Below are 25,394 nucleotides of genomic sequence, written 5' to 3'. Positions count from 1 at the left end.
CCTAGAGCGTCGACGGCCGCGCGACGAAGACGGTCGCCAGCGCCCCGCCGCGCTCGGCGACCAGCGCGACCGCCCGCCCGTCCGGGCCCACCGCCGCGTGCACCCCGTCCAACCCGCGGGCCTTGAGCCGCTTGCCCTGCGAGAGCGCGGTGTACTCCTCAGCGTCGACGGGCAGGGTGGGGTAGCAGCGCGTCATCGCCTCGTCGACGCTCAGCGAGAGCGCCGGCTGCTCCGCCAGCTCCTCGAGCGTCACGGCGTCGGCCAGCGTGAACGGGCCGACCTCGGTGCGCCGCAGCCGGGTCAGGTGGCCGCCGAGGTCGCGGGCCAGCGCCCGGATGTACGTGCCCGTCGAGCAGTCGACCTCCACCTCGACGTCGTCGCCGGCGCGGGAGAGCACGTCGAAGCGGCTGACCGTGACCGGGCGGGCCGGAAGCTCGACGTCCTCGCCGGCGCGGGCGCGCGCGTAGGCGCGCCGGCCGTCGACCTTGATCGCGGAGACCGTGGCGGGGACCTGCATGATGTCGCCGGTGAGGTCGGCGACCGCGGCGACCAGCGCGGCGTCGTCAAGCGGGGTCGTGCGCGCGGTGGTCTCGCCCTCGGCGTCATCGGTCGTGGTGCGCTCGCCGAGGCGCACGGTCGCCGAGTAGGACTTCGTCGCCGCGGTCAGGTGGGCGAGGAACTTCGTGCCGCGGTTGACGCCCAGCACGAGCACGCCGGTGGCCATCGGGTCGAGCGTGCCGGCGTGGCCCACCTTGCGGGTGCCCATCGCGCGCCGCACCTTGGCGACGACGTCGTGGGAGGACATGCCGGCCGGCTTGTCCACGACGACGAGGCCGGAGTCGGCCAGGGGGTCGGCGGACGCGGCGGGGGAGGAGGAAGCAGTCATGGGCACGAGTCTAGAAAGCGCGCGTGATGCTCTAGTCTGGTGGGCGTGACTGTGTGGTACGGAATGAGCAGTGTGCCCTCCGACCTGGCGGGGTGCGTGGTGACCATCGGCGTCTTCGACGGCGTCCACCGCGGGCACCGCGCCCTGGTCGGGGCGGCCGTCGCGCGCGCCCGCGAGCTCGGCGTGCGCTGCGTGATGTGCACCTTCGACCCGCACCCGATCTCCGTCTTCCTGCCGGACAAGGCGCCCACGCAGCTGACCAGCCTCGACGAGCGCGTCCGGCTGGCCGGCGAGCTCGGCGTCGACGACGTGCTGGTGGTCAACTTCACCCGCGAGCTCGCCGGGCTCGACGCCCGGCACTACTTCCGCTCGTTGATTTGCGACGTCCTGCGCGCCCGCGCCGTCTTCGTCGGCGAGAACTTCACCTTCGGCCGCGACGCGGCGGGCACCTCGCGGACGCTGTGCGAGCTGGGTCAGGAGTACGGCGTGGAGGTGGAGGTCGTCGACCTCGTCCACGACGGCGGGCGCCGGCTGTGCTCCTCGCTGGTGCGCGAGTACCTCGCCGCCGGCGACGTCGCGGGCGCGGACTGGGTGCTCGGCCGCGACTTCTCGGTGACCGCCAAGATCGTGCACGGCGCCGGGCGCGGGGGAGCCCAGCTGGGCTACCCGACGGCCAACCAGTACTTCCCGGAGTCGATGGCCCTGCCCGCCGACGGGGTCTACGCCGGCTGGCTCACGGTGGTCGACGAGGGTCCGGTCGACGGCGACATGGAGCCCGGGGTGCGCTACCCGGCGGCGATCTCCGTGGGCACCAACCCGACCTTCGGTGAGGACCCGCGCAGTGTGGAGAGCTTCGTCATCGGCCGCGACGCCGACCTCTACGGGCACACCGCCCGCGTCGAGTTCGTCGCCCACCTGCGCGACATGGTCAAGTTCAACGGCGTCGACGAGCTGCTCGAGGCGATGGGCCGCGACGTGCGGCGCACCAGGGAGATCCTCGGCGTCGACTGACCCCTCCGGCCCGTCGGGCCGGCTGATCCGCGCGGCGTCGGCGGTTAGACTGGGGCGCCATGACGAAGAAGATCATCCTGGACCTGGACACCGGCGTCGACGACGCCCTCGCGCTCGCCTACGCCCTCGGCTCGCCGGAGCTCGAGCTCATCGGCGTGACCGGCACCTACGGCAACGTGCTCGTCGAGCAGGGCGTGGCCAACGACCTCGCGCTGCTGGACCTCTTCGGCCACCCCGAGGTGCCCGTCTACGCCGGCCTGCCGCACGCCGGCGACCGTGACGGCTTCGAGGTCCTGGAGATCTCCTCGTTCATCCACGGCGCCAACGGCGTCGGCGACGTCGAGCTGCCCGCCGCCACGCGCGGCCCGGAGGAGAAGTCCGCCGTGGACTTCCTCGTCGAGTCCGTCCGCGAGCACGGCGACGACCTGGTCATCGTGCCCACCGGCCCGTCGACCAACATCGCGGCGGCCATCGAGGCCGACCCGGAGTTCGCGGAGAAGGCCCACATCGTGCTCATGGGCGGCGCGCTGACCGTGCCCGGCAACGTCAGCGCCTGGGCCGAGGCCAACATCAACCAGGACCCGGCGGCCAGCGACCTGATGTTCCGCCGCGCCAGGGACGTCACCATGGTCGGCCTGGACGTCACCCTCCAGACCCTGCTGACCTACGAGGACACCGCCAAGTGGCGCGAGCTGGGCACCGAGGCGGCCACCAAGCTGGCCGACATCACGGACTACTACATCAAGGCCTACGAGACGACCGCCCCGTACCTGGGCGGCTGCGGCCTGCACGACCCGCTGGCCGTGGGCGTGGCCGTCGACGAGTCCCTGGTCGACCTCCTGCCCGTCAACATGAAGGTCGACACCGAGGGCGAGACCCGCGGGCGCACCATCGGCGACGAGGAGCGCCTCTCCGAGAAGGAGAAGACCGCGCGCGTGGCCGTCGGCGTCGACGCCGAGCGCTTCCTGGCCGAGCTCATGGAGCGCATCGGCCGCGTGCTCGCGGATTAGGCCGCCCGCCCGGGGCCGTGCTAGCCTGGTCGACGGTCTTTGACGCGACTGCGGTCCACAGCAGTCCGACCCGCCCGCCGCGCGCCGGTTCGCCGCCGCCGCGGGCAGCACTTTCATGTGGACTGAAATAGAGGAGATATTCTCATGGCTCTGAGCACCGAGAAGAAGCGCGAGATCCTGACCGAGTTCGGTCTGCACGAGACCGACACCGGCTCCCCGGAGGCCCAGGTGGCCCTGCTGACCGAGCGCATCAGCAACCTGACCGAGCACCTGAAGACCCACCACCACGACCACCACTCGCGTCGTGGCCTGCTGCTCATGGTCGGTCGCCGCCGCGGCCTGCTGAAGTACCTGGCCGAGACCAACATCGACCGCTACCGCGACCTGATCAAGCGTCTGGGCCTGCGCCGCTAGGCTCCACCCGCTTGAAGGACCCCGTCACCCACCTGGTGGGCGGCGGGGTCTTCGCGTGCCGGGTGATACAGTGGTCGGCGTCGTAAGCAGAGACTATGCACAGCACACGACCGGCGGCACCGATGATCGCCGAACCACGATCCCTAAGGAGGGGACCTTTCTTGGCTAAGAAGAAGAACGCCCGTACGAGCCAGCCGAAGCCCGACAACAACGTCGAGTTCGACTTCGACGACGACTTCGACATCCACACCGCCATCGCCGTCCTGGACAACGGCGACTTCGGCACCCGCGAGCTCCGGTTCGAGACCGGCCAGCTGGCCCGCCAGGCCGGCGGCTCGGTGACGACCTACCTCGACGAGGACACGATGCTGCTGGCCACCACCACCGCGTCGTCCAAGCCGCGCGAGGGCATCGACTTCTTCCCGCTGACCGTCGACGTCGAGGAGCGGATGTACGCCGCCGGGCGCATCCCCGGCTCGTTCTTCCGCCGCGAGGGCCGCCCCTCGACCGACGCCATCCTGGCCTGCCGCCTGATCGACCGCCCGCTGCGCCCGACCTTCGTCAAGGGCCTGCGCAACGAGGTCCAGGTCGTCATCACCGTCATGTCCCAGGACCCCGACGAGTTCTACGACGTCGTCGCCATCAACGGCGCCTCCGCCGCCACCCAGCTGTCCGGCCTGCCGGTCTCCGGCCCGGTCGGCGGCGTGCGCATGGCGCTGATCGTCGACGAGGACCACGAGGACGGCCAGTGGGTCGCCTTCCCGAACGCCGAGCAGCACGAGAACGCCCTGTTCGAGCTCGTCGTCGCCGGCCGCATCGTCGAGCGCGAGGAGAACGGCCGCACCGTCGAGGACGTCGCCGTGATGATGGTCGAGGCCGGCGCCGGTGAGCACGTCGTCGCCCGCGTCGACGACGGCGCCCCGGCCCCGACCGAGGAGATCGTCGCCGGTGGCCTCGAGGCCGCCAAGCCCTTCATCGAGACCCTGTGCCGCGCCCAGGCCGGCCTGACCGAGCGCGCGGGCAAGGACACCCGCGAGTTCCCGCTCTTCCCGGACTACACCGACGAGGTGTTCAAGAAGGTCGAGAAGAAGGCCGCCAAGAAGCTGCGCGAGCTGCTGACCATCCCGGGCAAGCAGGACCGCGACGACGCGACCAACGAGTACATGGTCGAGGTCGAGCGCCAGCTGCTCGGCGACGAGCCGGACGCCGACGAGGCCAAGGCCGTGCGCGCCGCCTACAACGCGCTGATGAAGCAGATCGTGCGCTCCATGATCCTGCGCGACGGCTTCCGCATCGACGGCCGTTCCACCACGGACATCCGTGACCTGGGCGTCGAGGTCGACCTGGTCCCGCGCGCCCACGGCTCCGCCCTCTTCGAGCGCGGCGAGACCCAGATCCTGGGCGTGACCACCCTGGACATGCTCAAGATGGAGCAGCACATCGACTCGCTGTCCCCGGTGACCTCGAAGCGCTACATCCACCACTACAACTTCCCGCCGTACTCCACCGGCGAGACGGGCCGCGTGGGCTCCCCGAAGCGCCGCGAGATCGGCCACGGCGCGCTCGCCGAGCGTGCCCTGCTGCCGGTGATCCCCTCGCGCGAGGAGTTCCCCTACGCCATCCGTCAGGTCTCCGAGGCCCTGGGCTCCAACGGCTCGACCTCGATGGGCTCCGTGTGCGCCTCGACGCTCTCCCTGCTCAACGCGGGTGTGCCGCTGAAGGCGCCGGTCGCCGGCATCGCCATGGGCCTGGTCTCCGGTGAGGTCGACGGCGAGACCGAGTACGTCGCGCTGACCGACATCCTCGGCGCCGAGGACGCGTTCGGCGACATGGACTTCAAGGTCGCCGGCACCGCCGACTTCGTCACCGCCCTGCAGCTGGACACCAAGCTCGACGGCATCCCCTCGAAGGTCCTGGCCGCCGCGCTGCGCCAGGCCCGCGAGGCCCGCCACACCATCCTGGACACGATGGCCGAGGTCATCGACGGCCCGGACGAGATGAACGAGCTGGCCCCGCGCATCGAGACGCTGTCCATCCCGGTCAACAAGATCGGTGAGCTGATCGGACCGAAGGGCAAGACGATCAACGCGATCACCGAGGAGACCGGCGCCGACGTCTCCATCGAGGACGACGGCACCGTCTACGTCTCCGCGACCGGCGGCAAGGCCGCCGAGGCCGCGATCGAGAAGATCAACGCCATCGCCAACCCGCAGCTGCCCAAGGTCGGCGAGCGCTACCTGGGCACCGTGGTCAAGACCGTCGCCTTCGGCGCGTTCGTCTCCCTGACCCCGGGCCGCGACGGCCTGATCCACATCTCGAAGCTCGGCGGCGACAAGCGCATCGACAAGGTCGAGGACGTCATCAACGTCGGCGACACCGTCGAGGTCGAGATCGCCGACATCGACAACCGCGGCAAGATCTCCCTGGTCCCGGTCGACGAGGACTGATCACCCACCGCAACGGAAATTGCCGACGTCGCGCAGCGCGACGTCGGCAATTTTCCTTATGGACCCGGTGTCGGTCCCGTCAGGGGCCGGCACCCGGAGGGCGCTACGACTGGAAGTCGATGACGAGGCGGGTGGGGTTCTGCAGCGTCGTCACCGTGTAGGGGCGCTCGCGGTCCAGGCCGATGACGTACTGGGCGTCGGCCTCGAAGACGCCCTCGTGGTTGACGCCCGCGATGTAGCCGGCCGGGCCCGCGGCGGGGCCGACCTCGGGGGCGGAGTCGGGGTCCGCGTAGTCGATCTCCACGCCGTTGATCATCACGTTGAGCGCGACCTGGCCGGGGTAGTCCAGCGCGTGGCCGGAGGCCTGCTGGGCGGGCTTTTTCGTGTAGGCCGTGTGCCAGCCCGGCTCGCCGTCGCCGGCGAACTCGAAGACGACGCGGTCGTAGCCGTCGTGCTCGCCGACGCGGGTGTCGACGATGCTCAGGCCCGGCATCTTGTCCGGCATGAACTCCTTGTCCCCGGTGCCGGCCTCGGCGAAGGCCGCCTCGTCCGGGGCGTCGTCGGCGGGGGCGGAGCTCTCCGGGGCCTCGCTGGTCGAGGGGCCGGACTGCGTTTCGGGGGAGGCGGCGATGGTGGTCAGCTCGGCCTGGGTCGAGGTCGTCTGCGACCCGCCGTCCCCGTCACCCGAGCAGCCGGTGAGCACCAGGGCGGTGGCCCCGAGAGCGGCGACGACGGCGGTGGTGCGGTGGTGGTCGCGGTGAAGGTGTGCTCTCAGTGTCATAAGTCCAGGGTACGCGAGGGGAGCGCCGGACGCGGGCGATCGGCGCGCCTGGCCTAGACTGGCGGGGCAGAAAGACGTTGGACCCGATCGATCGAGGAGGACACAGATGACGGTCAAGGTGGGAGTGCTCGGCGCGCGGGGTCGCGTCGGTTCGGTGATGGCCCAGGCCGTGCGCGACGCGGAGGACCTGGAGCTGGTCGCGGAGGTCGACCACGACGACGACCTGCAGGTGCTCGTCGACAACGGCGCGGAGGTCGTCATCGACTTCACCGTGCCGGACGCCGTGATGGGCAACCTCGAGTTCTGCGTCACCCACGGCATCCACGCCGTGGTGGGCACCACCGGCTTCACCGCCGAGCGCGTCGAGAAGGTGCGCTCCTGGTGCGAGGCCAACCCGGCCACCGGCGTGCTCATCGCCCCGAACTTCGCCGTCTCCGCGGTGCTGACCATGGCCTTCGCCCGCCAGGCCGCCCGCTTCTTCGACTCCGCCGAGGTCGTGGAGTTCCACCACCCGAACAAGCTGGACGCCCCCTCGGGCACCGCCGTGCACACCGCCGAGGGCATCGCCGCCGCCCGCCGCGAGGCCGGCATGCCCCCGGCGCCCGACGCGACCGCCCAGGCCCTCGACGGCGCCCGCGGCGCCGACGTCGACGGGGTGCCGGTGCACGCCGTGCGCATGCAGGGCATGAACGCCCACGAGGAGGTCATCTTCGGCTCGCAGGGCCAGACCTTGACCATCCGCCAGGACTCCTACGACCGCACCTCCTTCGTGCCCGGCGTGCTGCTGGGTGTGCGCGAGGTCGCCGCCCACCCGGGCCTGACCGTCGGACTCGACTCCTACCTGGGGCTGTAGAAAGTGGCACGTTCCGCTTCGCTCGACGTGCAGCTGATCGCCTGCACCAGTTTCACCCCGCCGGCCGACGTCGACTGGGCCGCCGACGAGACGGCCACCGACGCCGAGGCGCTCATCGAGTTCGCCGGACGGGCCTGCTACGAGACCTTCGACAAGCCGAACCCGCGCACCCGCGCCAACGCCGCCTACCTGCACCACGTGCTCGAGGTCGGCCACACGGCGCTGCTCGAGCACGCCACGGCGACGCTCTACGTGCGCGGCCTGTCGCGCTCGGCCAGCCACGAGCTGGTGCGCCACCGGCACTTCTCCTTCTCCCAGCTCTCGCAGCGCTTCGTGCACGCGGGCGACGCCGAGGTGGTGGTCCCGCCGCTGATCGTGGAGGACGAGGAGCTCAACCGCCTGATGATGCGCGCCGTCGACGAGTCGCGCTTCGCCTACAACGAGCTGCTCGACGCCCTCGAGGAGCGCCTCGAGGGCGAGCCGAACGCGCTGCTGCGCAAGAAGCAGGCCCGGCAGGCCGCCCGCGCGGTGCTGCCCAACGCCACCGAGACCCGGCTGCTGGTCACCGGCAACTTCCGGGCCTGGCGCCACTTCATCGGCATGCGCGCCACCGAGCACGCCGACGTCGAGATCCGCTCGCTGGCGGTGGCCTGCCTGAAGCTGCTGCGCGAGAACGCCCCGGTGGTCTTCTCCGACTTCGAGATCTCCCGGTTGGCCGACGGCTCCGAGATGGCCACCAGCCCCTACGTCACCGACTTCTGAGTCGGCGGCCGCTGGGGAGGGGCGGCGCGCCCGGGGCGGGCCGGTGCGGCCCCGGGAGCGCGAGCCAGGTACTCTGTTGCCCATGAGTACAGGTTTGACAGCAAAGAACGGTGCCGACGTCTTCGGCACCGTCTGCGTCGCGATGGTCACGCCGTTCGACGCGGACGGTAACCTCGACCTCGAGGCCGGCCGCAAGCTCGCGGCCCACCTCGTCGACAAGGGGTGCGACGGCCTGGTACTCGCCGGCACGACCGGCGAGTCGCCGACCACCACCGTCGAGGAGAAGCTGTCCCTGCTCAAGGCGGTCAAGGACGAGGTGGGCGACCGCGCCCGCGTCATCGCCGGTGCGGGCACGAACAACACCCGCGCCTCGGTCGAGCTGGCCAAGGCCTCCGCCGAGGCCGGCGCCGACACGCTGCTCGTGGTCACGCCCTACTACTCGAAGCCCTCCCAGGAGGGTGTCTACCTGCACTTCAAGGCGGTGGCCGCGGCCACCGACCTGCCGGTGTGCCTCTACGACATCCCCGGTCGATCCGGCATCCCGATCACCTCGGAGACCATCCGCCGCCTCGCCGAGCTGGACACCGTCCAGGCCGTCAAGGACGCGAAGGGTAACGTCTCCGCCGCGACCCGCCTCATCGGCGAGACCGGCCTGGCCTGGTACTCGGGGGACGACCCCCTGAACCTGCCGTGGCTGTCCGTCGGTGCGAGCGGCTTCATCTCCGTGATCGGGCACGTGGCCCCCGCGCAGCTGCGCGAGATCTACGACGCCTTCGACGACGGCGACCTCGTCCGTGCCCGCACCATCAACGCCCAACTGAATCCGCTGGTCCAGGCGCAGGCCCGTCTGGGCGGCGTCGCCATGGCCAAGGCCGCCCTGCGTCTGCAGGGCATCGAGGTCGGCGATCCGCGCCTCCCCATCCCCGCCCCCACGGCGGCGGAGGTGGACCAGCTCCGAGAAGACATGCAGAAAGCTGGAGTCCTATAAATATGAGTGAGTCCCGTAACCGCGCCCGGAAGGTGACCCGCAAGGCCGGTCCGCCGGAGAAGAACTCCGACGCCGCGCCCGCCTTCAAGGCGCCCGCCGGCGACGGCGGTAACGGTAACGGCAACGGCCACGGCAAGAACGGCGGCCGCGGCAACGGTGGCAAGGGCCACGGCAACGGCAACGGCGGCAACGGCCACGCGAACGGCAACCACGGCAACGGGGGCAACGGCAACGGCCGCGGCAACCGCAAGGGCCGGGGCCGTCGCGGCGGCCGGGGCAACCGCGGCCAGCGCAACCCCGTGAAGTCGATGCAGGGCGCCGACCTGACCAAGCGTCTGCCGGAGCCGCCGAAGGCCCCGAAGAACGGCCTGCGCATCTACGCGCTGGGCGGCATCTCCGAGATCGGCCGCAACATGACGGTCTTCGAGTACAACAACCGCATCCTCATCGTGGACTGCGGCGTGCTCTTCCCGTCCTCCGGCGAGCCGGGCGTGGACCTGATCCTGCCCGACTTCGGCCCCATCGAGGACAAGCTGGACCGCGTCGAGGCCCTCGTGATCACCCACGGTCACGAGGACCACATCGGTGCCATCCCGTGGCTGCTCAAGCTGCGTCCGAACCTGCCGATCATCGGCAGCAAGTTCACGCTGGCCCTGATCGCCGCCAAGTGCAAGGAGCACCGTCAGCGGCCGAAGCTGATCGAGGTCACGGACACCTCCGAGGAGAACCGCGGGCCGTTCAACCTGCGTTTCTGGAACGTCAACCACTCGATCCCGGACTGCCTGGGCATCGCCATCAAGACGGGCGCCGGCCTGGTCATCCACACCGGTGACATCAAGCTGGACCAGACCCCGACCGGCGGCAAGCCGACCGACCTGCCGGCGCTGTCGCGCTTCGGCGACGAGGGCGTCGACCTGATGCTCTGCGACTCGACGAACTCGACCACCCCGGGCGTCTCCGCCTCCGAGGCCGAGATCCGCCCGACGCTGAACCGGCTGATCACCGAGGCCAAGCAGCGCGTCATCCTCGCGTCCTTCGCCTCGAACGTCTACCGCGTGCAGGCCGCCGTCGACGCCGCCGTGGCCGCCGGCCGCAAGGTCGCCTTCAACGGCCGCTCGATGATCCGCAACATGGAGATCGCCGAGCGCATGGGCTACCTCAAGGCCCCGCGCGGCACCATCGTCTCCATCGACGACGCCTCGAAGATGGCCCCGCACAAGGTCGTGCTGATCACCACCGGCACGCAGGGCGAGCCGATGGCCGCCCTGTCGCGCATGGCCCGCCGTGAGCACCGCCAGATCACCGTCCGCGACGGCGACCTGATCATCCTGTCCTCGTCGCTGGTCCCGGGCAACGAGGAGGCCGTCTTCGGCGTGATCAACATGCTCGCGCAGATCGGCGCGACCGTGGTCACCAGCCGCGACGCGAAGGTGCACACCTCCGGTCACGGCTACGCCGGCGAGCTGCTCTTCCTCTGGAACGCCGCCCGCCCGCGCAACGCGATGCCGGTCCACGGCGAGTGGCGCCACCTGCGCGCCAACAAGCAGCTGGCCATCTCGACCGGCGTGCCCGAGGACCGCACGGTGCTCGCGCAGAACGGCGTCGTCGTCGACCTCGTCGACGGCCGCGCCCGCGTCGTCGGCCAGATCCCGGTCGGCCACCTCTACGTGGACGGCACCACGATGGGCGAGGTCGACGCCGACGTGCTCGCCGACCGCACCTCGCTGGGCACGGGCGGCGTGGTCGACATCACCGCCGTGATCGACAACCGCACCGGCCGCCTGCTCGAGGCGCCCATGGTCCAGACCAAGGGCTTCTCCGAGGACGACCGCGGCATGGTCCCGGACGTCCGGGAGCTCGTCGAGAACACGATGAACGACCTCGCGGCCGAGGGCGAGAACGACCCCTACCGCATGGTCCGCCAGCTGCGCCGCAAGGTCTCCCGCTTCGTGGAGCAGAAGTGGCGCCGCGAGCCGATGGTCCTGCCGACGGTCATCCCGATGACCGGCGAGTCCGTCGAGCCCGTCACCGACGAGGACATCGAGGCCTCCCGGGAGTCGCTCTAAGCGGCGGTAGGGTGGGGCCATGACTTTCGCCATGGCCGAACGCCGCCGTCTGGCCGAGCTCCTGCTGGAGCTCGGGCCGGACGCCCCCACGCTCTGCGAGGGCTGGACCACCCGAGACCTCGCCGCGCACCTCTACGTGCGCGAACACCGCCCGGACGCGGCGGCGGGAATGTTCCTGCCGCCCGCGTCCGGGCATCTGCGTTCCGTGACCGCCGACGTGCTCGGCGGCGACTACGCGCAGACCGTGCGCGACTGGGCCGCCGGCGCCCCGCGCTGGAACCCGATGCACTGGCTGGACCGGGCGGTCAACACCGCCGAGAACTTCGTCCACCACGAGGACGTCCGCCGCGCCGACGGCACCGCCCGCCCGCGCGACTTCTCGCGCGTGGTCGACGACGAGCTGTGGGCCGCCGTGGGCCGGATGGGCACCATGCTGCTGCGCTCGTCGGGGAAGCCCGTCATCCTCACCGCGCCGGAGCGCACGCCCGTGGTCGCCGCGCGGGCCCGTGGGGTCGCCGAGCGCGGCGACGACGTCGTGCGCGTCACCGGCGAGCCCGGGGAGCTGCTGTTGTGGGCGTTCGGGCGCGACGCGGTCGACGTCGAGATCAGCGGCGATGAGGACGCTGTGAAACGATCAAGTCTCTGACCTTTACCTCACGACACCCCGTGTGTCTGGTGTGAATGGTGGGGCACCGGCAACTAGAGTGAACGGCATGACAGTGAGCAGTTCCACGCACCGTTCGGAGCGGACGGCCCGCTCGGGCCCGTCGACGCGCCGGCCCCCGCGGGCCCGGCGTCGCGACCGGGACCCCGGCACGACCACCACGTCCGCCTTCCGCGCTGCCGACACCTCCGAAGAGAGGACCGGCAGCGCCTTTCGTGCTGTGGGATCGATGCTCCGCTTCGGGGGCCGCGGCCCGCGCCGCGAGGACCCCGTCGAGGAACCGGCCGAGGACAAGAGGAAGAAGAGGAAGTCCCGCCAGATGACCACCGAGGAGGCCCCTCGCGAGGACGAGACCGAACCGGCGGAGGCCGGTGACCGCACCGACGCCGTCGCGCTGACCCTGATCGGCCTGGCCGTCGTCATCGGCGCCTCCGTCTGGCTGGACATCGCCGGACCCGTCGGCGCCGCGATCGCCACCGGCGTGCAGCTGGTCATCGGCGCCGGCGCCTTCGTGCTGCCCGTCGCCCTCGTCGCGCTCGCCGTGGCCATGATGGCCGGCGCGCTCGACCTGCGGTCCACCCCGCTGCGCGCGACCGGCGGCGCCGTGCTCATCGTCGTCGCCATGCTCGGCCTGATCCACATCTTCGCCGGCGACCCGGCCGACTGGGCCGCGCGCAAGGACGCCGGCGGCGCCGTCGGCCTGCTCGTCGGCGGCCTGCTCACCGGCGGCTTCAACGTCGTGGCCGTCCCGCTGCTCATCCTCGTGATCATCTGGGGCGCCCTCTGCGTCACCGGCATCACCGTGCGCGAGGCCTGGGACTACCTCGTCGCGGCCGTCCGGGGCTCCCTCGACGCCGGCCGCGTCGACGGGGACGCCGACGACGACATCTACGGCGGCGTCGACGGCGAGCTCGAGCGCCGCGCCGGCGGCGGCGAGCCGCGCGCCGTCCACCCGGGGGAGGCGGAGACGTCGCAGCCGCGCGCCCGCCGCAAGCCCGCGCGACGTCGTCAAGCGAAGCGCCGCCCCAGCCCCATGGAGGCCTACCCGGTCGCCGGGGACGAGAACGCCTCCTCCGCGCAGTACACGCTCTTCGACGGCGGCGCCTCCGAGGCCGACACCGGCGAGATCCCGGTCGTCGACGCCCCGGCCGCGCAGGAGAACGAGCCCCGCGTGCTGCCCGCGCAGCAGCCGGCCCGCAAGCCGAAGAAGATGGCGGCCGAGAGCGCCGCGCCGCAGCAGGCGCCCCAGCAGAGCGCCGCCGCCCGGCAGGGTACCGGCGACGCCGTCGACCAGGCGCGCGAGGCCATGCGCCAGGCCATCGTCGCGCGCTCGGGCATCGACGCCGCCGCCGTGCCCGCCTCCACGCCCAAGAGCGAGGCGCAGCCCAAGCCGGAGCAGCCCGTGGAGCAGCGCAGCCCCGTCGGCGAGGCCGACTACGAGCTGCCGCCGACCAGCCTGCTCGTCGACGGCGACCCGCCGAAGACCCGCTCCGCGGTCAACGACCGCATGATCGAGGCGATCACCGAGGTCTTCGCCGAGTTCCACGTCGACGCCGCCGTCACCGGCTTCTCGCGCGGCCCGACGGTCACCCGCTACGAGGTGGAGCTGGGCCCGGGCGTGAAGGTCTCCAAGATCACCAACCTGCAGTCCAACCTCGCCTACGCGGTGGCCACCGACAACGTCCGCCTGCTCACCCCGATCCCCGGCAAGTCCGCCGTGGGCATCGAGGTGCCCAACACGGACCGCGAGCTGGTGCGCCTGGCCGACGTCCTCAACGCGCCGGCGGTGGCCGGCAACCACGACCCGATGCTCATCGGGCTGGGCAAGGACATCGAGGGCGACTTCATCTCGGCGTCCGTGCAGAAGATGCCGCACCTGCTGGTCGCGGGCTCCACCGGCTCCGGTAAGTCGGCCTTCGTCAACTCCATGCTGGTCTCGCTGCTCACGCGCGCCACCCCGGAGGAGGTCCGCCTGATCCTGGTGGACCCGAAGATGGTCGAGCTCACCCCTTACGAGGGCATCCCGCACCTGATCACCCCGATCATCACCCAGCCGAAGAAGGCCTCGGCGGCCCTGCAGTGGCTCGTCGAGGAGATGGAGCAGCGCTACCTGGACATGAAGTCCGCGCGCGTGCGCCACATCAAGGACTTCAACCGCAAGGTCCGCTCCGGCGAGGTCACCGCCCCGGCCGGCTCGCAGCGCGAGTACCACCCGTACCCGTTCATCGTCTGCGTGGTCGACGAGCTGGCCGACCTGATGATGACGGCGCCGAAGGAGATCGAGGACTCGATCGTGCGCATCACCCAGAAGGCGCGCGCGGCCGGCATCCACCTGGTGCTGGCCACCCAGCGCCCCTCGGTGGACGTGGTCACCGGCCTGATCAAGACCAACGTGCCCTCGCGCCTGGCCTTCGCCACCTCCTCGCTGACCGACTCGCGCGTCATCCTGGACCAGGGCGGCGCCGAGAAGCTCATCGGCATGGGCGACGCCCTGTTCATCCCGCAGGGCGCCGGCAAGCCGCAGCGCCTCCAGGGCGCCTTCGTCACCGACGACGAGATCCAGCGCGTCGTCGACGCCACCAAGGCGCAGGCCGAGCCGCACTACGCCGAGGGCGTCACGGAGGACAAGCAGTCCGACGCGAAGAAGGAGATCGACGAGGAGATCGGCAAGGACATGGACGACCTCCTCGAGGCCGTCGAGCTCGTCGTCACCTCGCAGCTGGGGTCCACCTCGATGCTGCAGCGCAAGCTGCGCGTCGGCTTCGCCAAGGCCGGCCGCCTGATGGATCTCATGGAGACCCGCGGCGTCGTCGGCCCCTCGCAGGGCTCCAAGGCCCGTGACGTGCTGGTCAAGCCCGAGGAGCTCGACACGATCATCTGGATGATCAAGGGCGCCGACCCCGCCGAGGCGCCCAAGGAGGTCGAGGAGGCGTCGACTGACGACGCCGCGTCGGGCGCCGCCGGCGGTTCCGGTGACGTGCGCGTCGTGGACGCCGCCGGCCACAACCCCTCGGGCGGGGCGGTGTGACCGGGGCTGCGTGAGCCCGCCGGGTGCCCGTACGGGCACCCGGCATGTAGGATGATCCCCCATGGAGGGGAGTACCCCGCCCCACGGTCCTCATCGTCAGCACGGCGCCACCCTCGGCGCCCGGTAGGGCCGGCTCGCGCGGCGAGTGGGGGAGACCTCCGGTTATCCAGCGACTTCGCGACCGGAGGTTTGTGTCTCTATGACTGTCCCGTTCTGGATCTGGGCGGTCACCATCGTGGTGATCCTCGGGTTCTTCGTCTTCGACTTCTACTCCCACGTGCGCACCCCGCACGAGCCCTCGATCAAGGAGGCGGCCTGGTGGTCGGCCTTCTACGTCGCCCTGGCGCTCGCCTTCGGCGTCTTCGTCTACGCGGTCTGGACCCACCAGCACGGCGTCGAGTTCCTCACCGGCTACGTCACCGAGAAGGCGCTGAGCGTCGACAACCTCTTCGTCTTCGCGCTGATCATGGGCGCGTTCCAGATCCCGCGCAAGTACCAGCAGAAGGTGCTGCTCATCGGCATCGCGCTGGCGCTCTTCTTCCGCCTGCTGTTCATCCTCGCCGGCGCCGCGGTGATCGAGGCCTGGTCGGACGTCTTCTACATCTTCGGCATCTTCCTGCTGGTCACCGCGGCCAAGATGGTCATCGACGAGGTGCGCGACGCCCCGCCGACCGACCCCAACGACATGTGGGTCATCAAGATGCTGCGCAAGGTCGTGCCGGTCACCTCGGGCTACGAGAGGGACCACCTGATCGTCCACAAGAAGGGCCAGCACGCCTTCACCCCGCTCATGGTGGCGCTCATCGCCATCGGCCTGATCGACGTGCTCTTCGCCCTCGACTCGATCCCGGCGATCTACGGCATCACCACCGAGGCCTACCTGGTGTTCACCACCAACGCGTTCTCGCTGCTGGGCCTGCGGCAGATGTACTTCCTGCTCGACGGCCTGCTCGACCGTTTGGTGTACCTGTCCTACGGCCTGTCGGTCATCCTGGGCTTCATCGGCGTCAAGCTGCTGCTGCACGCCCTCCACGAGAACAACCTGCCGTTCATCAACGGCGGTGACAACATCACGGCCGCCCCCGAGGTCGGCACGGAGTTCTCGCTGATCTTCATCGTGGTCGTGCTCACGGTCACGGTCGTCGCGTCGATCTGGAAGAACAAGCGCGACGAGGCCCAGGGCGGCGTCGACACCCGGGCCAAGGCCCCCACGGACTGACGCGGGGGCCGGGGCGCCTAGCCCCAGATGTTGAGCACCGGGTTCCAGGGGCGCACGGTGCGCTTGGTGATCAGCCCGGCGAGGGTGAACGGGTCGGCGTCCATCACCTTCTCCGCGTCGGCGACGCCGGCGCCGTCGTCGAGGGAGATCACGATCAGCGCGCCGCCCTCGGCGTCGGTGAACGGGCCGGAGCCGATCAGGCGGCCGGAGTCGAGCAGGGAGCGCAGGAACTTCCGGTGCTCGGGCCGGGTCTCGGCGACGGCGGGGTTCTCGGGGTCGTACTCGTAGAGGACTGCGAAGGTGTTCATGGGGGAAATCCTAGACCCGGGTAGGGTGGTGGGCGTGTCCACGTCCCCATCGCCCGCCGCAGGGCCGAGCAATTTCAACCTGCCCAATGTGCTGACCAGCCTGCGCATCCTGTTCGTGCCGGTCTTCGCGTGGCTCGTGCTGCGCTCCGGTGGCGAGGAGCTCGGCTGGATGTGGGCGGCCTTCGTCCTCTTCGTCGCGCTGATGATCACCGACAAGCTCGACGGCGACATCGCGCGCGCCCGCGGCCTGATCACCGACTTCGGCAAGATCGCCGACCCGATCGCCGACAAGGCGCTGATGATCACCGCGCTGGTCTGCCTGAACCTGACCGCCGGGCTGAGCTGGTGGGCCACCGGCATCATCGTCGTGCGCGAGCTGGGCATCACCGTCTGGCGGATGGTGCAGCTGCGCCGCGGCCGCGTGGTGCCCGCCTCCAAGGGTGGCAAGATCAAGACCGCCCTGCAGTCGCTGGCCGTGGGCCTCTACCTGTGCCCGCTGCCCGACTGGATGGCCTGGCCCTCGCGCGCGGTGATGTGGGCGGCCGTCCTGGTCACCGCAGTCACCGGCATCCAGTACCTGGTCGACTCGCACCGCGAGAACAAGGCCGGCGCGCGGTGAGCCGCGCTGAAGGGATCCTGCGCGCGCTGGGGGAGCGCGGGGAGACCCTCGGCTTCTGCGAGTCGCTGACGGCCGGCCTGGCCTGCGCGACGGTCGCCGACGTCCCCGGCGCCTCCGCCGTGCTGCGCGGCGGGCTGGTCACCTACGCCACCGACCTGAAGGGCAGCCTGGCGCTTGTCGACGCCGCGGTGCTCACCCAGCACGGTCCCGTCGCCGCCGAGACGGCGGCGGGCATGGCCGAGGGCGCACGCGAGCGCCTCGGCTGCGACTGGGCGGTGTCGTTGACGGGGGTGGCGGGCCCCGAGCCCCAGGACGGTCACCCGGTCGGCGAGGTCCATCTGGGCCTGGCGCACGCTGGGGAGGCCACGCGCACCCGGCGGGTGGACCTGGACGGCTCGCGCGCGCAGATCCGGGCGGCGGCCGTGGACGCGGCGCTCGGCTTCCTGGCCGAGGCGCTCGCGCTCTAGTTTCCTACTTCTTGCTCTGCTTACTCGGCAAGCCTTACTCGGCCGGCCTTACTCGGCCGGCAGCTCGGTGAGTTCCTCGACGGCCTCGTCGATGGCCTCCCCGATGGCCATGGAGCCGGCGGCCTCGATGAGGACGTCCGCCAGCGAGACGCCGAGTCCGTGGCAGACGGCGGCGAGCAGTTCGGAGGAGGCCTCCTTGCGGCCGCGCTCGATCTCGGAGAGGTAGCCGGGGGAGACCCGGGCGGTCTCGGCGAGCTCGCGCAGGGTGACGTTGCGGTCGCGGCGGAATCCGCGCAGCGCCTCGCCGAGAGCGGCACGCAGGAGCGGCTCGGGGCGGCGCCGGCGGGTGTGCGCGGGCGCCTGGGCGGTCATTACGGCGGTATCGGTGAGCATCACTATCCACAACGGTCCGGACGCCGGTTTTGTTCCCGGCTTGTGTTCCCGGCGGTGTTTTGTCCCGGCGGTGGTTTATCATGGGGGCAATTCAGACCGCCGACCGAAGCAGGAGGCCGACCACTCTCATGGCGAACCCGTTCAAGAAGTTCTGGAACTACCTCATGGCGCTGTTCGACAACAAGATCGAGGAGAACGCCGACCCGAAGGTGCAGATCCAGCAGGCCATGGAGGAGGCGCAGCGTCAGCACCAGGAGCTCTCGCAGCAGGCCGCCGCCGTGATCGGCAATCAGCGCCAGCTCGAGATGCAGCTCAACCGCCGCCTCGGGGAGATCGAGAAGCTGCAGGCCAACACCAAGCAGGCCCTCAAGCTCGCCGACAAGGCGCGTGCGGACGGCGACGAGCGCAAGGCCGTCGAGTACGAGAACGCCGCCGAGGCCTTCGCCGCCCAGCTGGTCACCGCCGAGCAGTCGGTCGAGGACACCAAGCAGCTGCACGACCAGGCGATCCGCCAGGCCGAGCAGGCCAAGGCCGCCGTCGAGCGCAACGCCGCCCAGCTCCAGCAGAAGGTCGCCGAGCGCTCCAAGCTGCTCAGCCAGCTCGAGCAGGCCAAGATGCAGGAGAAGGTCGCCGAGTCCGTCCAGTCGATGAACTCGCTGACCCAGCAGGGCTCCTCGCCGAACCTGGACCAGGTCCGCGAGAAGATCGAGCGCCGCTACGCCAACGCCCTGGGCCAGGCCGAGCTCGCGGAGAACTCCGTCGAGGCCCGCATGGCCGAGGTCCAGCAGGCCGGTGTCCAGATGGCCGGCCACTCGCGGCTCGAGCAGATCCGCGCGGAGATGAACGGCGGGAACGAGGTCACCTCGGGCCAGCAGCGCGAGGCGATCGAGGGCGGCGCCCCGGACACCTCGAACGTCAGCGAGGACGCCGTCGCCCGCCGCATGCGCGAGCTGCGCGGCGAGTAGTCCACCGCAGGTAGTTCACCGCAGGGGCCGCTCAGTCACCCGCGCCGCGGGCGGCGAGCGCCTCGGCGAGTGCGCGGGCGCGCCGCAGCGAGCGCACGATGACGGGGGTGGCCACGGCGGTCAGCGAGAAGCCGGCGCCGCGGGCCCGGCGGGCGTCGAGGACGTCGCCGACGGTGGCCAGCTGCAGGGGGATCAGCCGCAGCGTCAGCGAGAGCGCCAGCGCGATGTTCTCGGCCGGCACGCCGTAGCGCTTCAGCGGGCGCAGCCCGCCCTCCACGGCGTCGAGGAGCTCCTCGATGGTCGTGGTCAGCGGGAGCAGTCCCGCGCCCATGATCGAGCAGGCCAGCAGCCCCACGGTCACCGCCCCGGTGACCAGGTCGTTCTGCCACCACTGGAAGGCGCCGAGCACCAGCAGCAGGGGCAGCGGGGCCGCGATCTGCGCCCACGCTGCCGCCCACGGGATGCGGGCGACGAGGTAGCCGGCCGCCACGAGGACGGCGCAGATGGCCACCCCGACCGGGCTGCGCCCGAAGATGGTGGCCAGCAGGATGAAGAGGGTCACCACGACCAGCTTCAGGCCCGCGCCGGCGCGGTGGATGACCGTGTCGCCCGGCACGTGCACACCCAGCGGCACCGCGCGGGGCATCATCCGCATGCGTGCCATCAGCGCTCCATGTCCGCGACGTAGCGCGCGATGGTCTCGCGTGGGTCCCCGTCGGCGACGATCCCGCCGTCGCCCAGGTAGATCACCCGGTCGGCGTCGGCGACCAGGTCGAGGTCGTGGGTGACCACGATCAGCTGCTGGTCGAGCCCGGCGAAGACGTCGTGGATCATGCGGCGGTTGCGCAGGTCCAGCAGCGTCGTCGGCTCGTCGGCGATGACGGTCTCCGGCTCGGTGACGAGCACGGCGGTCAGCGCCAGCAGCTGCTTCTGCCCGCCCGAGAGCAGGTGCGGGGACTGGTCGGCGTGGCCGGCCAGGCCGAAGCGCTCCAACGCCGCGCGTGCCCGCTCGCGCCGCTCGGCGCGGGGCAGCCGCATCCGCCGCAGGGAGAACGCGACGTCGTCAATCACGCTGGGCATGACGATCTGGTTGTCCGCGTCGGAGAAGATGAACCCGACCTTGCGGCGCACCTCGCGGCCGTCCTCGACCGGGTCGAGGCCGTCGACGCGCACGGTGCCGGAGGTCGGCTCGCCCAGGCCGTTGATCAGGCGGGCGAGCGTCGACTTGCCGGAGCCGTTGGCTCCGATGACCCCGATCCGGTGCTCGGTGAGACTGAGGGAGACGTGGTCGAGGACGAGGCGTTCCTCGAACTCGACCGAGACGTCAGTGAACTCGATCGCGGGCATCGGTGTCCCGGGCGCGGTTGGGGCGACGCAGCAGGTCGGGGAAGGCGGCGTGGACGCCGAGGGCGACGATGACCATCACGACGCACTTGAGGGTGTCCGGCAGCAGGAAGGGGATCTGGCCGCCGGCCGCGGCGGCCAGGCCGATGCGCGAGCTGATCATCAGGCCCACGATGCCGCAGGCGTACTGGGTGAGCAGCGCGAGGGCCGCGGCGAGGATGAACCAGCCGATCTGCTCGCCCCGGCGGCCCGGGCGGGCGCGGTAGGCGATCAGGCCGGCGACGAAGGCGGAGATGAGGTAGCCGACGATGTAGCCGACGGTCGGGCCGCCCAGGGCGCTGATGACGGTGCGGCCGCCCGCGAGCACGGGCAGGACCAGGCCGATGACGAGGAAGAGGGCGACGGAGAGGAAGCCGCGGCGCGCGCCGAGCACGAGGCCGGCGAGGATGATGACGGCGTTCTGGAGCACGATCGGCACGCCGAGGGCGCCGACCGGGATGGAGACGAAGGCGAATACGATGATCAGGGCCGCGAAGACGGCGCAGTACGCGACGTCGAGAAGTTTGTTTCTCTGAGACATGTGAACAGCGTACAATGAACGCCGTTTAAGTGGAATCCCGGGGGCCGCGGACGCGCGTGCGTGTCGCGCCGTATGATCGTGCCCATGCGACTGACCGCCTTCCACCGCCTCGTCGCCGACGAGTTCGGCACCGAGAGCGGCGACTTCATCCTCCACTCCCACGTGCTCGCCGACCACGGCGCGACCGCTGAACAGTTGCTCGAGAGCGGGGTGGACCCGCGCGAGATCTGGCTGGCCCTGTGCACCGACTTCGAGGTGCCCGAGGAGCGTCGGCTCGGCCGCGACGACTGAGCGGCGTGTCGCGTTGAATTCGAACAGGCGTGCGTGTACGTTCGAACGCGACGCCCGGGACGGTCCCGCCACGCGGTTAGTGTGTGGAGCCGTACGGACCTGTCGGAGGGTCTAAGAGAGGTGAGGGGTGGCCGCGGCCGCCCCGGACACCCGATTGACGAGAAGAAGAGGCACCCCAAGAATGGCGAAGACGACCAAGAAGAAGGCCGCCGCTGCCGACGACCGGCAGAAGGCGCTCGACGCGGCCCTGGCGCAGATCGAGAAGGGCTACGGCAAGGGCGCGGTGATGCGCCTGGGCGACGAGAGCCGCCCGCCGATCAGCGCGATCTCCTCGGGCAACACGGCCATCGACGTCGCGCTCGGCGTCGGCGGTTTCCCGCGCGGCCGCGTCGTCGAGGTCTACGGCCCGGAGTCCTCGGGTAAGACCACCGTCGCGCTGCACGCGATCGCCTCGGCGCAGAAGGAGGGCGGCATCGCCGCCTTCATCGACGCCGAGCACGCGCTCGACCCCGAGTACGCCCGCGCCCTCGGCGTGGACACCGACGCCCTGCTCGTCTCCCAGCCGGACACCGGTGAGCAGGCCCTCGAGATCGCCGACATGCTCGTGCGCTCCGGGGCCATCGACATCATCGTCATCGACTCGGTGGCGGCCCTGACCCCGAAGGCCGAGATCGAGGGCGAGATGGGCGACAGCCACGTCGGCCTGCAGGCCCGCCTGATGAGCCAGGCGCTGCGCAAGATGGCCGGCGCCCTCTACAACTCCGGCACCACCGCCATCTTCATCAACCAGCTGCGCGAGAAGATCGGCGTCATGTTCGGCTCGCCGGAGACCACCACCGGCGGCAAGGCGCTGAAGTTCTACGCCTCCGTGCGCTGCGACGTCCGCCGCATCCAGACCCTCAAGGACGGCCAGGACGCCATCGGCAACCGCACCCGCCTCAAGGTGGTCAAGAACAAGGTCTCCCCGCCGTTCAAGATCGCCGAGTTCGACATCATCTACGGCGAGGGCATCTCGCGCGAGTCCTCGATCATCGACCTCGGCGTCGAGCAGGGCATCGTCAAGAAGTCCGGCTCCTGGTTCACCTACGAGGGCGACCAGCTCGGCCAGGGCAAGGAGAAGGTGCGCCTCTCGCTCAAGGAGAACAAGGAGCTCGCCGACGAGATCGAGCACAAAATCTTCGTCAAGCTCGGCGTGGGCAAGTACGCACAGGAGAAGGAGGCGGAGAACGCCGAGGGCGGGGACTCCGACGCGCTCTCCGACGAGCCGGTCGACGTCGTGCCCAACGTCGACTTCGACGACGAATAACCCGTGGCACCGGACCCCGAACGCCTCGCCCGCGCCGTGGCCGCCCTCGAGGCGGCCGCCGCGGGCGCGAACCCGATCCTCGACGAGACCGAGGAGGAGGCCAAGGCCGCGGTCCGCGAGCGGGCCCTCGGCCTGCTAGACCAGCGAGCCCGCTCCCGCGCCGAGCTGCGCGGGCGGCTCAAGGACAAGGACTTCGACTCCGACGTCATCGACGCCGTGCTCGACGACCTCGCCGGCGCGGGCCTGATCGATGACGCCGCCTTCGCGCGCGAGTGGGTGCGCCAGCGCGCCTCCCGCCGCGGCAAGTCGCGGCGCATGCTCGACCACGAGCTCGAGCGCAAGGGGGTCGGCGCCGGCGAGCGGGCGGCCGCCCTCGACCAGATCGACCCCGAGGACGAGCGGGAGCGCGCGCTCACCCTCGCCCGCAAGAAGGCCCGCTCCGTGCGCGAGGTGCCGGCCGACCGCCGCGAGCGCGACAAGGCGCTGCGCCGCATCGTCGGCGTGCTCGCCCGCCGCGGCTTCCCCGAGGGCATGTCCCTCGCGCTGGCCCGCCAGGCCCTCGACGAGCGCCTCGGGGAGCTCGACTAGTCCTCGGGACCGGCGGGGGAGACCCCGGCCGCGTCGCCCAGGTTCTTCTCGATCAGCTCCGCGATCTCGCCGTTCTCCTGCATCTCGCGCAGCGCGTCGTCGACGGCCTCCGCCCCGGCCTCGTCGCCGGGTGCCAGCCCGATGCCGTAGTGCTCCACGCTCAGCGGCTCCGTCGAGTTCCTCCGGTGCAGCTCCGTCATCCGCAGCCGCGAGGGCTGCTGGTCCGCGTAGCCGGCGAGCACCGCCGCGTCCGTGGTCACCGCGTCGACCTCGCCCGAGCGCAGGGCGCTGACGCAGTCGGAGTAGGTGGGCAGCTCCCGCAGCCGCACCCCGGGGATCTCCTGCTGGACGGTCTGCGCCGGCGTCGAGCCCGTCACCGAGCACAGCGTGCGGCCCTCGAGGTCCGCCGGCCCGTCGACGTCGCCGTCGACCTCCACCAGCAGGGCCTGGTGGGTCAGCAGGTACGGCCCGGCGAACTGCACCGAGCGGGCGCGCTCCTCGTTGATGGTGTAGCTGGCCACGACCATGTTGACCCGGCCCTGCCGCAGCGAGGTCTCGCGCCGGCCCGTCGGCGTCTCGGTCCAGGTGATCCGCGGGGGCTCCCAGCCCCGGTCCTCGGCGACGCGACTGAGCACGCGGTCGGCGATCTCGACGTCGAGGCCGCGCATCGTGCCGTCGGGCTCGCGCAGGCCCAGCCCCGGCTGGTCGTACTTGACGCCGACGGCCACGGTGCCCGCGCGCATGTCGGCCAGCAGGCCGTCCTCCGGTTCCTCGGCGCAGGCGGTCAGCGCGGTCAGGGCCGCTACGCAGGCCACGAGCGCCGCGGGCGCCGCGGGCGCCTTCGCCGTCATCGCATCCACCTTCCGGGCCGGGAGTCGGTTCCACTCCAATGTAGCCGCCCTCAACCGCGGCGCCCGGCCCGGACCTTCCGTTCGACGAACTCGGCGACCCCGGTCAGCGCCCAGTTGATCAGGATCATCACCACGGCGACCACCACCAGCGCCGCGAAGTAGTTGCTGTTGAAGGACGCCGACTGGATGCCCTGGCGCACGATCTCGATGTAGGTGACCTGGTAGCCCAGCGCCGAGTCCTTCAGCGCGATGACCATCTGGGAGATGATCGCGGGCAGCATCGCGGCCACGGCCTGGGGCAGCAGCACGCTGAAGGTCGCCTGGTTCTCGTTCAGTCCCAGCGCCCGGGCCGCCTCGTGCTGTCCGCGCGGCAGCGAGCGGATGCCCGAGCGCAGCACCTCCGCGATGACGGAGCCGTTGTAGAGCGTCAGCGCGACGACGACCGCGGCGAAGGCGAGCTGGTCAGCCGGCACCAGGCGGTAGAAGGAGAACACCGCGTAGCAGAAGATGATCAGCAGCAGCACGGGGATCGCGCGGAAGAACTCGACGACCACCGCGCACGGCAGGCTCACCCACCGGTGCCGGGAGAGCCGGCCCAGCCCGAAGACGGTGCCGAAGACGAGCGCGAGCAGGATCGAGGCGAACGCAGAGCGCAGCATGCCCCACAGGCCGGGCAGCAGGTAGGTCCGCCAGGTGTCCGCCGCCAGGAACGGCGTCCACCTCTCGGCCGCGAGCTGGCCGCGGCCGGCGAGGATGACGAGCACCCACGCCGTCAGCCCCGCCAGCACCGCGGCGGCGATGACGGTCAGCGCCAGGTTGATACGCCGGCCCCGGGGCCCGGGGCGTCGTAGAGGACGGTCGCGCTCATCGCTTCACCGCCCATCGCTCGGCCAGCCGGCCCAGCCCGAGGCCCATCGGCAGGGTGAGCACGAGGAAGCCCAGGGCGAAGACGCCGAAGATGAGGAAACTCAGGTTCGCGTGGTTCTCGATCTGCGACTTCATCAGCAGCGAGGCCTCGGCCACGCCGATCACCGAGGCGATCGTCGTGTTCTTGGTCAGCGCGATCAGGGTGTTGCCCAGCGGCACCACCGCGGCCCGCCAGGCCTGCGGGAAGACGACCTGCCCGAAGACCTGTCCGAAGCTCAGTCCGAGCGCCCGGGCGGCCTCGGCCTGCCCGACGTGCACGGTGTTGACACCCGAGCGCAGCGACTCGGCGACGAAGCAGGCGGTGTAGGCGATGAAGCCGAGCACCGCCAGCCGGAAGTTCGTGTCCGCCAGGAAGGTGGCCGACTCCCGGTCGGCGACCTGCAGGCCCAGGTTCTGGTGCAGCCCGAAGGAGCAGAAGAGCACCACCAGGGTCAGCGGCGTGTTGCGCACGACGGTCACGTAGGAGGTGGCCGCGCCGCGCAGGACGGCGATCGGGCTGACGCGCATGGCGGTCAGCACCACCCCGAGCAGCAGCGCCCCGGCACCGGAGTAGACCGTCAGCTTGACGGTCGTCCAGAAGGCCGGCAGCAGCTGGCTGCCCATCGACTCGAGCAGGGCGTCCATCG

General features: G+C 71.0%; 26 protein-coding genes and 1 pseudogene. 17 read left to right on the top strand and 10 right to left on the bottom strand.

Features of this window, described 5'->3' with window-relative positions; genetic code table 11:
• Position 1 precedes the first annotated feature (1 nt).
• Positions 2–886, bottom strand: a complete 885-nt coding sequence (truB, locus tag CFRA_RS07135; RefSeq protein WP_075664065.1) for a tRNA pseudouridine(55) synthase TruB — start codon at positions 884–886, stop codon at positions 2–4.
• Positions 887–931: 45 nt separating this feature from the next.
• On the opposite strand from truB, the gene CFRA_RS07130 reads away from it, so the two are divergent.
• From CFRA_RS07130 to CFRA_RS07115, 4 genes are all read left to right on the top strand, one after another.
• On the top strand, positions 932–1,897 hold the full coding sequence (locus CFRA_RS07130; protein ID WP_075664941.1) for a bifunctional riboflavin kinase/FAD synthetase: 966 nt from the start codon (positions 932–934) through the stop codon (positions 1,895–1,897).
• Positions 1,898–1,956: 59 nt separating this feature from the next.
• A complete protein-coding gene (locus CFRA_RS07125; RefSeq protein WP_075664064.1) occupies positions 1,957–2,907 on the top strand; it encodes a nucleoside hydrolase in 951 nt (316 codons plus the stop codon).
• Positions 2,908–3,051: 144 nt separating this feature from the next.
• Complete coding sequence (rpsO, locus tag CFRA_RS07120; RefSeq protein ID WP_075664063.1) at positions 3,052–3,321, top strand: 30S ribosomal protein S15; 270 nt, start codon at positions 3,052–3,054, stop codon at positions 3,319–3,321.
• A gap of 95 nt (positions 3,322–3,416) precedes the next feature.
• Positions 3,417–5,768 carry a polyribonucleotide nucleotidyltransferase gene (locus CFRA_RS07115; RefSeq protein WP_415684375.1) on the top strand — a complete coding sequence of 784 codons (2,352 nt, stop codon included), beginning with the start codon at positions 3,417–3,419 and terminating at the stop codon, positions 5,766–5,768.
• A gap of 103 nt (positions 5,769–5,871) precedes the next feature.
• Here the strand turns inward: CFRA_RS07115 and CFRA_RS07110 are convergent, their stop codons facing one another.
• Complete coding sequence (locus CFRA_RS07110) at positions 5,872–6,549, bottom strand: AMIN-like domain-containing (lipo)protein (RefSeq protein ID WP_075664061.1); 678 nt, start codon at positions 6,547–6,549, stop codon at positions 5,872–5,874.
• 106 nt (positions 6,550–6,655) lie between these two features.
• On the opposite strand from CFRA_RS07110, the gene dapB reads away from it, so the two are divergent.
• The 7 genes from dapB to CFRA_RS07075 all read left to right on the top strand — a co-directional run bounded on the left by dapB (position 6,656) and on the right by CFRA_RS07075 (position 16,129).
• A complete protein-coding gene (gene dapB / locus CFRA_RS07105) occupies positions 6,656–7,402 on the top strand; it encodes a 4-hydroxy-tetrahydrodipicolinate reductase (protein ID WP_075664060.1) in 747 nt (248 codons plus the stop codon).
• Positions 7,403–7,405: 3 nt separating this feature from the next.
• Positions 7,406–8,164, top strand: a complete 759-nt coding sequence (gene thyX / locus CFRA_RS07100; RefSeq protein ID WP_075664059.1) for an FAD-dependent thymidylate synthase — start codon at positions 7,406–7,408, stop codon at positions 8,162–8,164.
• 82 nt (positions 8,165–8,246) lie between these two features.
• On the top strand, positions 8,247–9,152 hold the full coding sequence (gene dapA, locus CFRA_RS07095; RefSeq protein ID WP_075664058.1) for a 4-hydroxy-tetrahydrodipicolinate synthase: 906 nt from the start codon (positions 8,247–8,249) through the stop codon (positions 9,150–9,152).
• 2 nt (positions 9,153–9,154) lie between these two features.
• The gene (locus CFRA_RS07090) at positions 9,155–11,218 is read left to right on the top strand and encodes a ribonuclease J (protein ID WP_075664057.1); all 2,064 of its coding nucleotides are present in this window, start codon (positions 9,155–9,157) and stop codon (positions 11,216–11,218) included.
• Between the two features lie 19 nt (positions 11,219–11,237).
• The gene (locus CFRA_RS07085; protein WP_075664056.1) at positions 11,238–11,864 is read left to right on the top strand and encodes a TIGR03085 family metal-binding protein; all 627 of its coding nucleotides are present in this window, start codon (positions 11,238–11,240) and stop codon (positions 11,862–11,864) included.
• 67 nt (positions 11,865–11,931) lie between these two features.
• Positions 11,932–14,910 carry a DNA translocase FtsK gene (locus CFRA_RS07080; RefSeq protein ID WP_075664940.1) on the top strand — a complete coding sequence of 993 codons (2,979 nt, stop codon included), beginning with the start codon at positions 11,932–11,934 and terminating at the stop codon, positions 14,908–14,910.
• 199 nt (positions 14,911–15,109) lie between these two features.
• Complete coding sequence (locus CFRA_RS07075) at positions 15,110–16,129, top strand: TerC family protein (protein ID WP_075664055.1); 1,020 nt, start codon at positions 15,110–15,112, stop codon at positions 16,127–16,129.
• A 17-nt stretch (positions 16,130–16,146) separates the two neighbouring features.
• Here CFRA_RS07075 and CFRA_RS07070 read toward each other — a convergent pair whose 3' ends face one another.
• Entirely contained in the window at positions 16,147–16,437 is a 291-nt protein-coding gene (locus tag CFRA_RS07070) for a YciI family protein (protein ID WP_075664054.1), read from the bottom strand.
• On the opposite strand from CFRA_RS07070, the gene pgsA reads away from it, so the two are divergent.
• Together pgsA and CFRA_RS07060 are read left to right on the top strand one after the other, a co-directional pair.
• The gene (gene pgsA / locus CFRA_RS07065; protein ID WP_156887985.1) at positions 16,436–17,056 is read left to right on the top strand and encodes a CDP-diacylglycerol--glycerol-3-phosphate 3-phosphatidyltransferase; all 621 of its coding nucleotides are present in this window, start codon (positions 16,436–16,438) and stop codon (positions 17,054–17,056) included. The two genes, CFRA_RS07070 and pgsA, sit on opposite strands and share 2 nt — an antisense overlap.
• Positions 17,053–17,523 carry a CinA family protein gene (locus tag CFRA_RS07060; RefSeq protein ID WP_075664053.1) on the top strand — a complete coding sequence of 157 codons (471 nt, stop codon included), beginning with the start codon at positions 17,053–17,055 and terminating at the stop codon, positions 17,521–17,523. The genes pgsA and CFRA_RS07060 overlap by 4 nt, the downstream gene beginning before the upstream one ends.
• A gap of 48 nt (positions 17,524–17,571) precedes the next feature.
• Here CFRA_RS07060 and CFRA_RS07055 read toward each other — a convergent pair whose 3' ends face one another.
• Entirely contained in the window at positions 17,572–17,916 is a 345-nt protein-coding gene (locus tag CFRA_RS07055; RefSeq protein WP_075664052.1) for a helix-turn-helix domain-containing protein, read from the bottom strand.
• A 128-nt stretch (positions 17,917–18,044) separates the two neighbouring features.
• Here CFRA_RS07055 and CFRA_RS07050 point away from each other — a divergent pair, with 128 nt between their 5' ends.
• Positions 18,045–18,881, top strand: coding sequence for a PspA/IM30 family protein (locus CFRA_RS07050; protein WP_075664051.1), 837 nt, complete (start codon positions 18,045–18,047; stop codon positions 18,879–18,881).
• Positions 18,882–18,912: 31 nt separating this feature from the next.
• Here the strand turns inward: CFRA_RS07050 and CFRA_RS07045 are convergent, their stop codons facing one another.
• From CFRA_RS07045 to CFRA_RS07035, 3 genes are read right to left on the bottom strand one after another with little or no spacing between them, the layout of a single operon-like run.
• The gene (locus tag CFRA_RS07045; RefSeq protein ID WP_342743142.1) at positions 18,913–19,545 is read right to left on the bottom strand and encodes an energy-coupling factor transporter transmembrane component T family protein; all 633 of its coding nucleotides are present in this window, start codon (positions 19,543–19,545) and stop codon (positions 18,913–18,915) included.
• Positions 19,545–20,228, bottom strand: coding sequence for an energy-coupling factor ABC transporter ATP-binding protein (locus CFRA_RS07040; RefSeq protein WP_075664050.1), 684 nt, complete (start codon positions 20,226–20,228; stop codon positions 19,545–19,547). The genes CFRA_RS07045 and CFRA_RS07040 overlap by 1 nt, the downstream gene beginning before the upstream one ends.
• Positions 20,206–20,805, bottom strand: a complete 600-nt coding sequence (locus tag CFRA_RS07035) for a biotin transporter BioY (RefSeq protein ID WP_075664049.1) — start codon at positions 20,803–20,805, stop codon at positions 20,206–20,208. The genes CFRA_RS07040 and CFRA_RS07035 overlap by 23 nt, the downstream gene beginning before the upstream one ends.
• Before the next feature lie 84 nt (positions 20,806–20,889).
• Between CFRA_RS07035 and CFRA_RS07030 the strand changes: the two genes are divergently transcribed.
• The 3 genes from CFRA_RS07030 (at position 20,890) to CFRA_RS07020 (ending at position 22,990) form a co-directional block, all read left to right on the top strand.
• The gene (locus CFRA_RS07030) at positions 20,890–21,096 is read left to right on the top strand and encodes a DUF3046 domain-containing protein (protein WP_075664937.1); all 207 of its coding nucleotides are present in this window, start codon (positions 20,890–20,892) and stop codon (positions 21,094–21,096) included.
• A 181-nt stretch (positions 21,097–21,277) separates the two neighbouring features.
• Positions 21,278–22,402 (top strand): recombinase RecA, encoded by a 1,125-nt coding sequence (gene recA, locus CFRA_RS07025; protein WP_075664048.1) that lies wholly within the window; start codon positions 21,278–21,280, stop codon positions 22,400–22,402.
• Between the two features lie 3 nt (positions 22,403–22,405).
• Complete coding sequence (locus CFRA_RS07020) at positions 22,406–22,990, top strand: regulatory protein RecX (protein ID WP_075664047.1); 585 nt, start codon at positions 22,406–22,408, stop codon at positions 22,988–22,990.
• On the opposite strand, the gene CFRA_RS07015 is transcribed toward CFRA_RS07020, so the two are convergent.
• From CFRA_RS07015 to CFRA_RS07005, 3 genes and pseudogenes are all read right to left on the bottom strand, one after another.
• The gene (locus CFRA_RS07015; RefSeq protein WP_075664046.1) at positions 22,987–23,841 is read right to left on the bottom strand and encodes a glutamate ABC transporter substrate-binding protein; all 855 of its coding nucleotides are present in this window, start codon (positions 23,839–23,841) and stop codon (positions 22,987–22,989) included. The genes CFRA_RS07020 and CFRA_RS07015 overlap by 4 nt on opposite strands.
• Before the next feature lie 59 nt (positions 23,842–23,900).
• A pseudogene (locus CFRA_RS07010) lies at positions 23,901–24,724 on the bottom strand (amino acid ABC transporter permease); the annotation flags it as partial.
• A complete protein-coding gene (locus CFRA_RS07005; protein WP_075664044.1) occupies positions 24,706–25,392 on the bottom strand; it encodes an amino acid ABC transporter permease in 687 nt (228 codons plus the stop codon). The gene CFRA_RS07005 and the pseudogene CFRA_RS07010, both read right to left, overlap by 19 nt.
• Between the last annotated feature and the right edge of the window lie 2 nt (positions 25,393–25,394).

Origin of the sequence: Corynebacterium frankenforstense DSM 45800 (assembly GCF_001941485.1) — a bacterium.
Taxonomy (GTDB): domain Bacteria; phylum Actinomycetota; class Actinomycetes; order Mycobacteriales; family Mycobacteriaceae; genus Corynebacterium; species Corynebacterium frankenforstense.
This window is presented reverse-complemented; position numbering and strand designations above follow the sequence as displayed.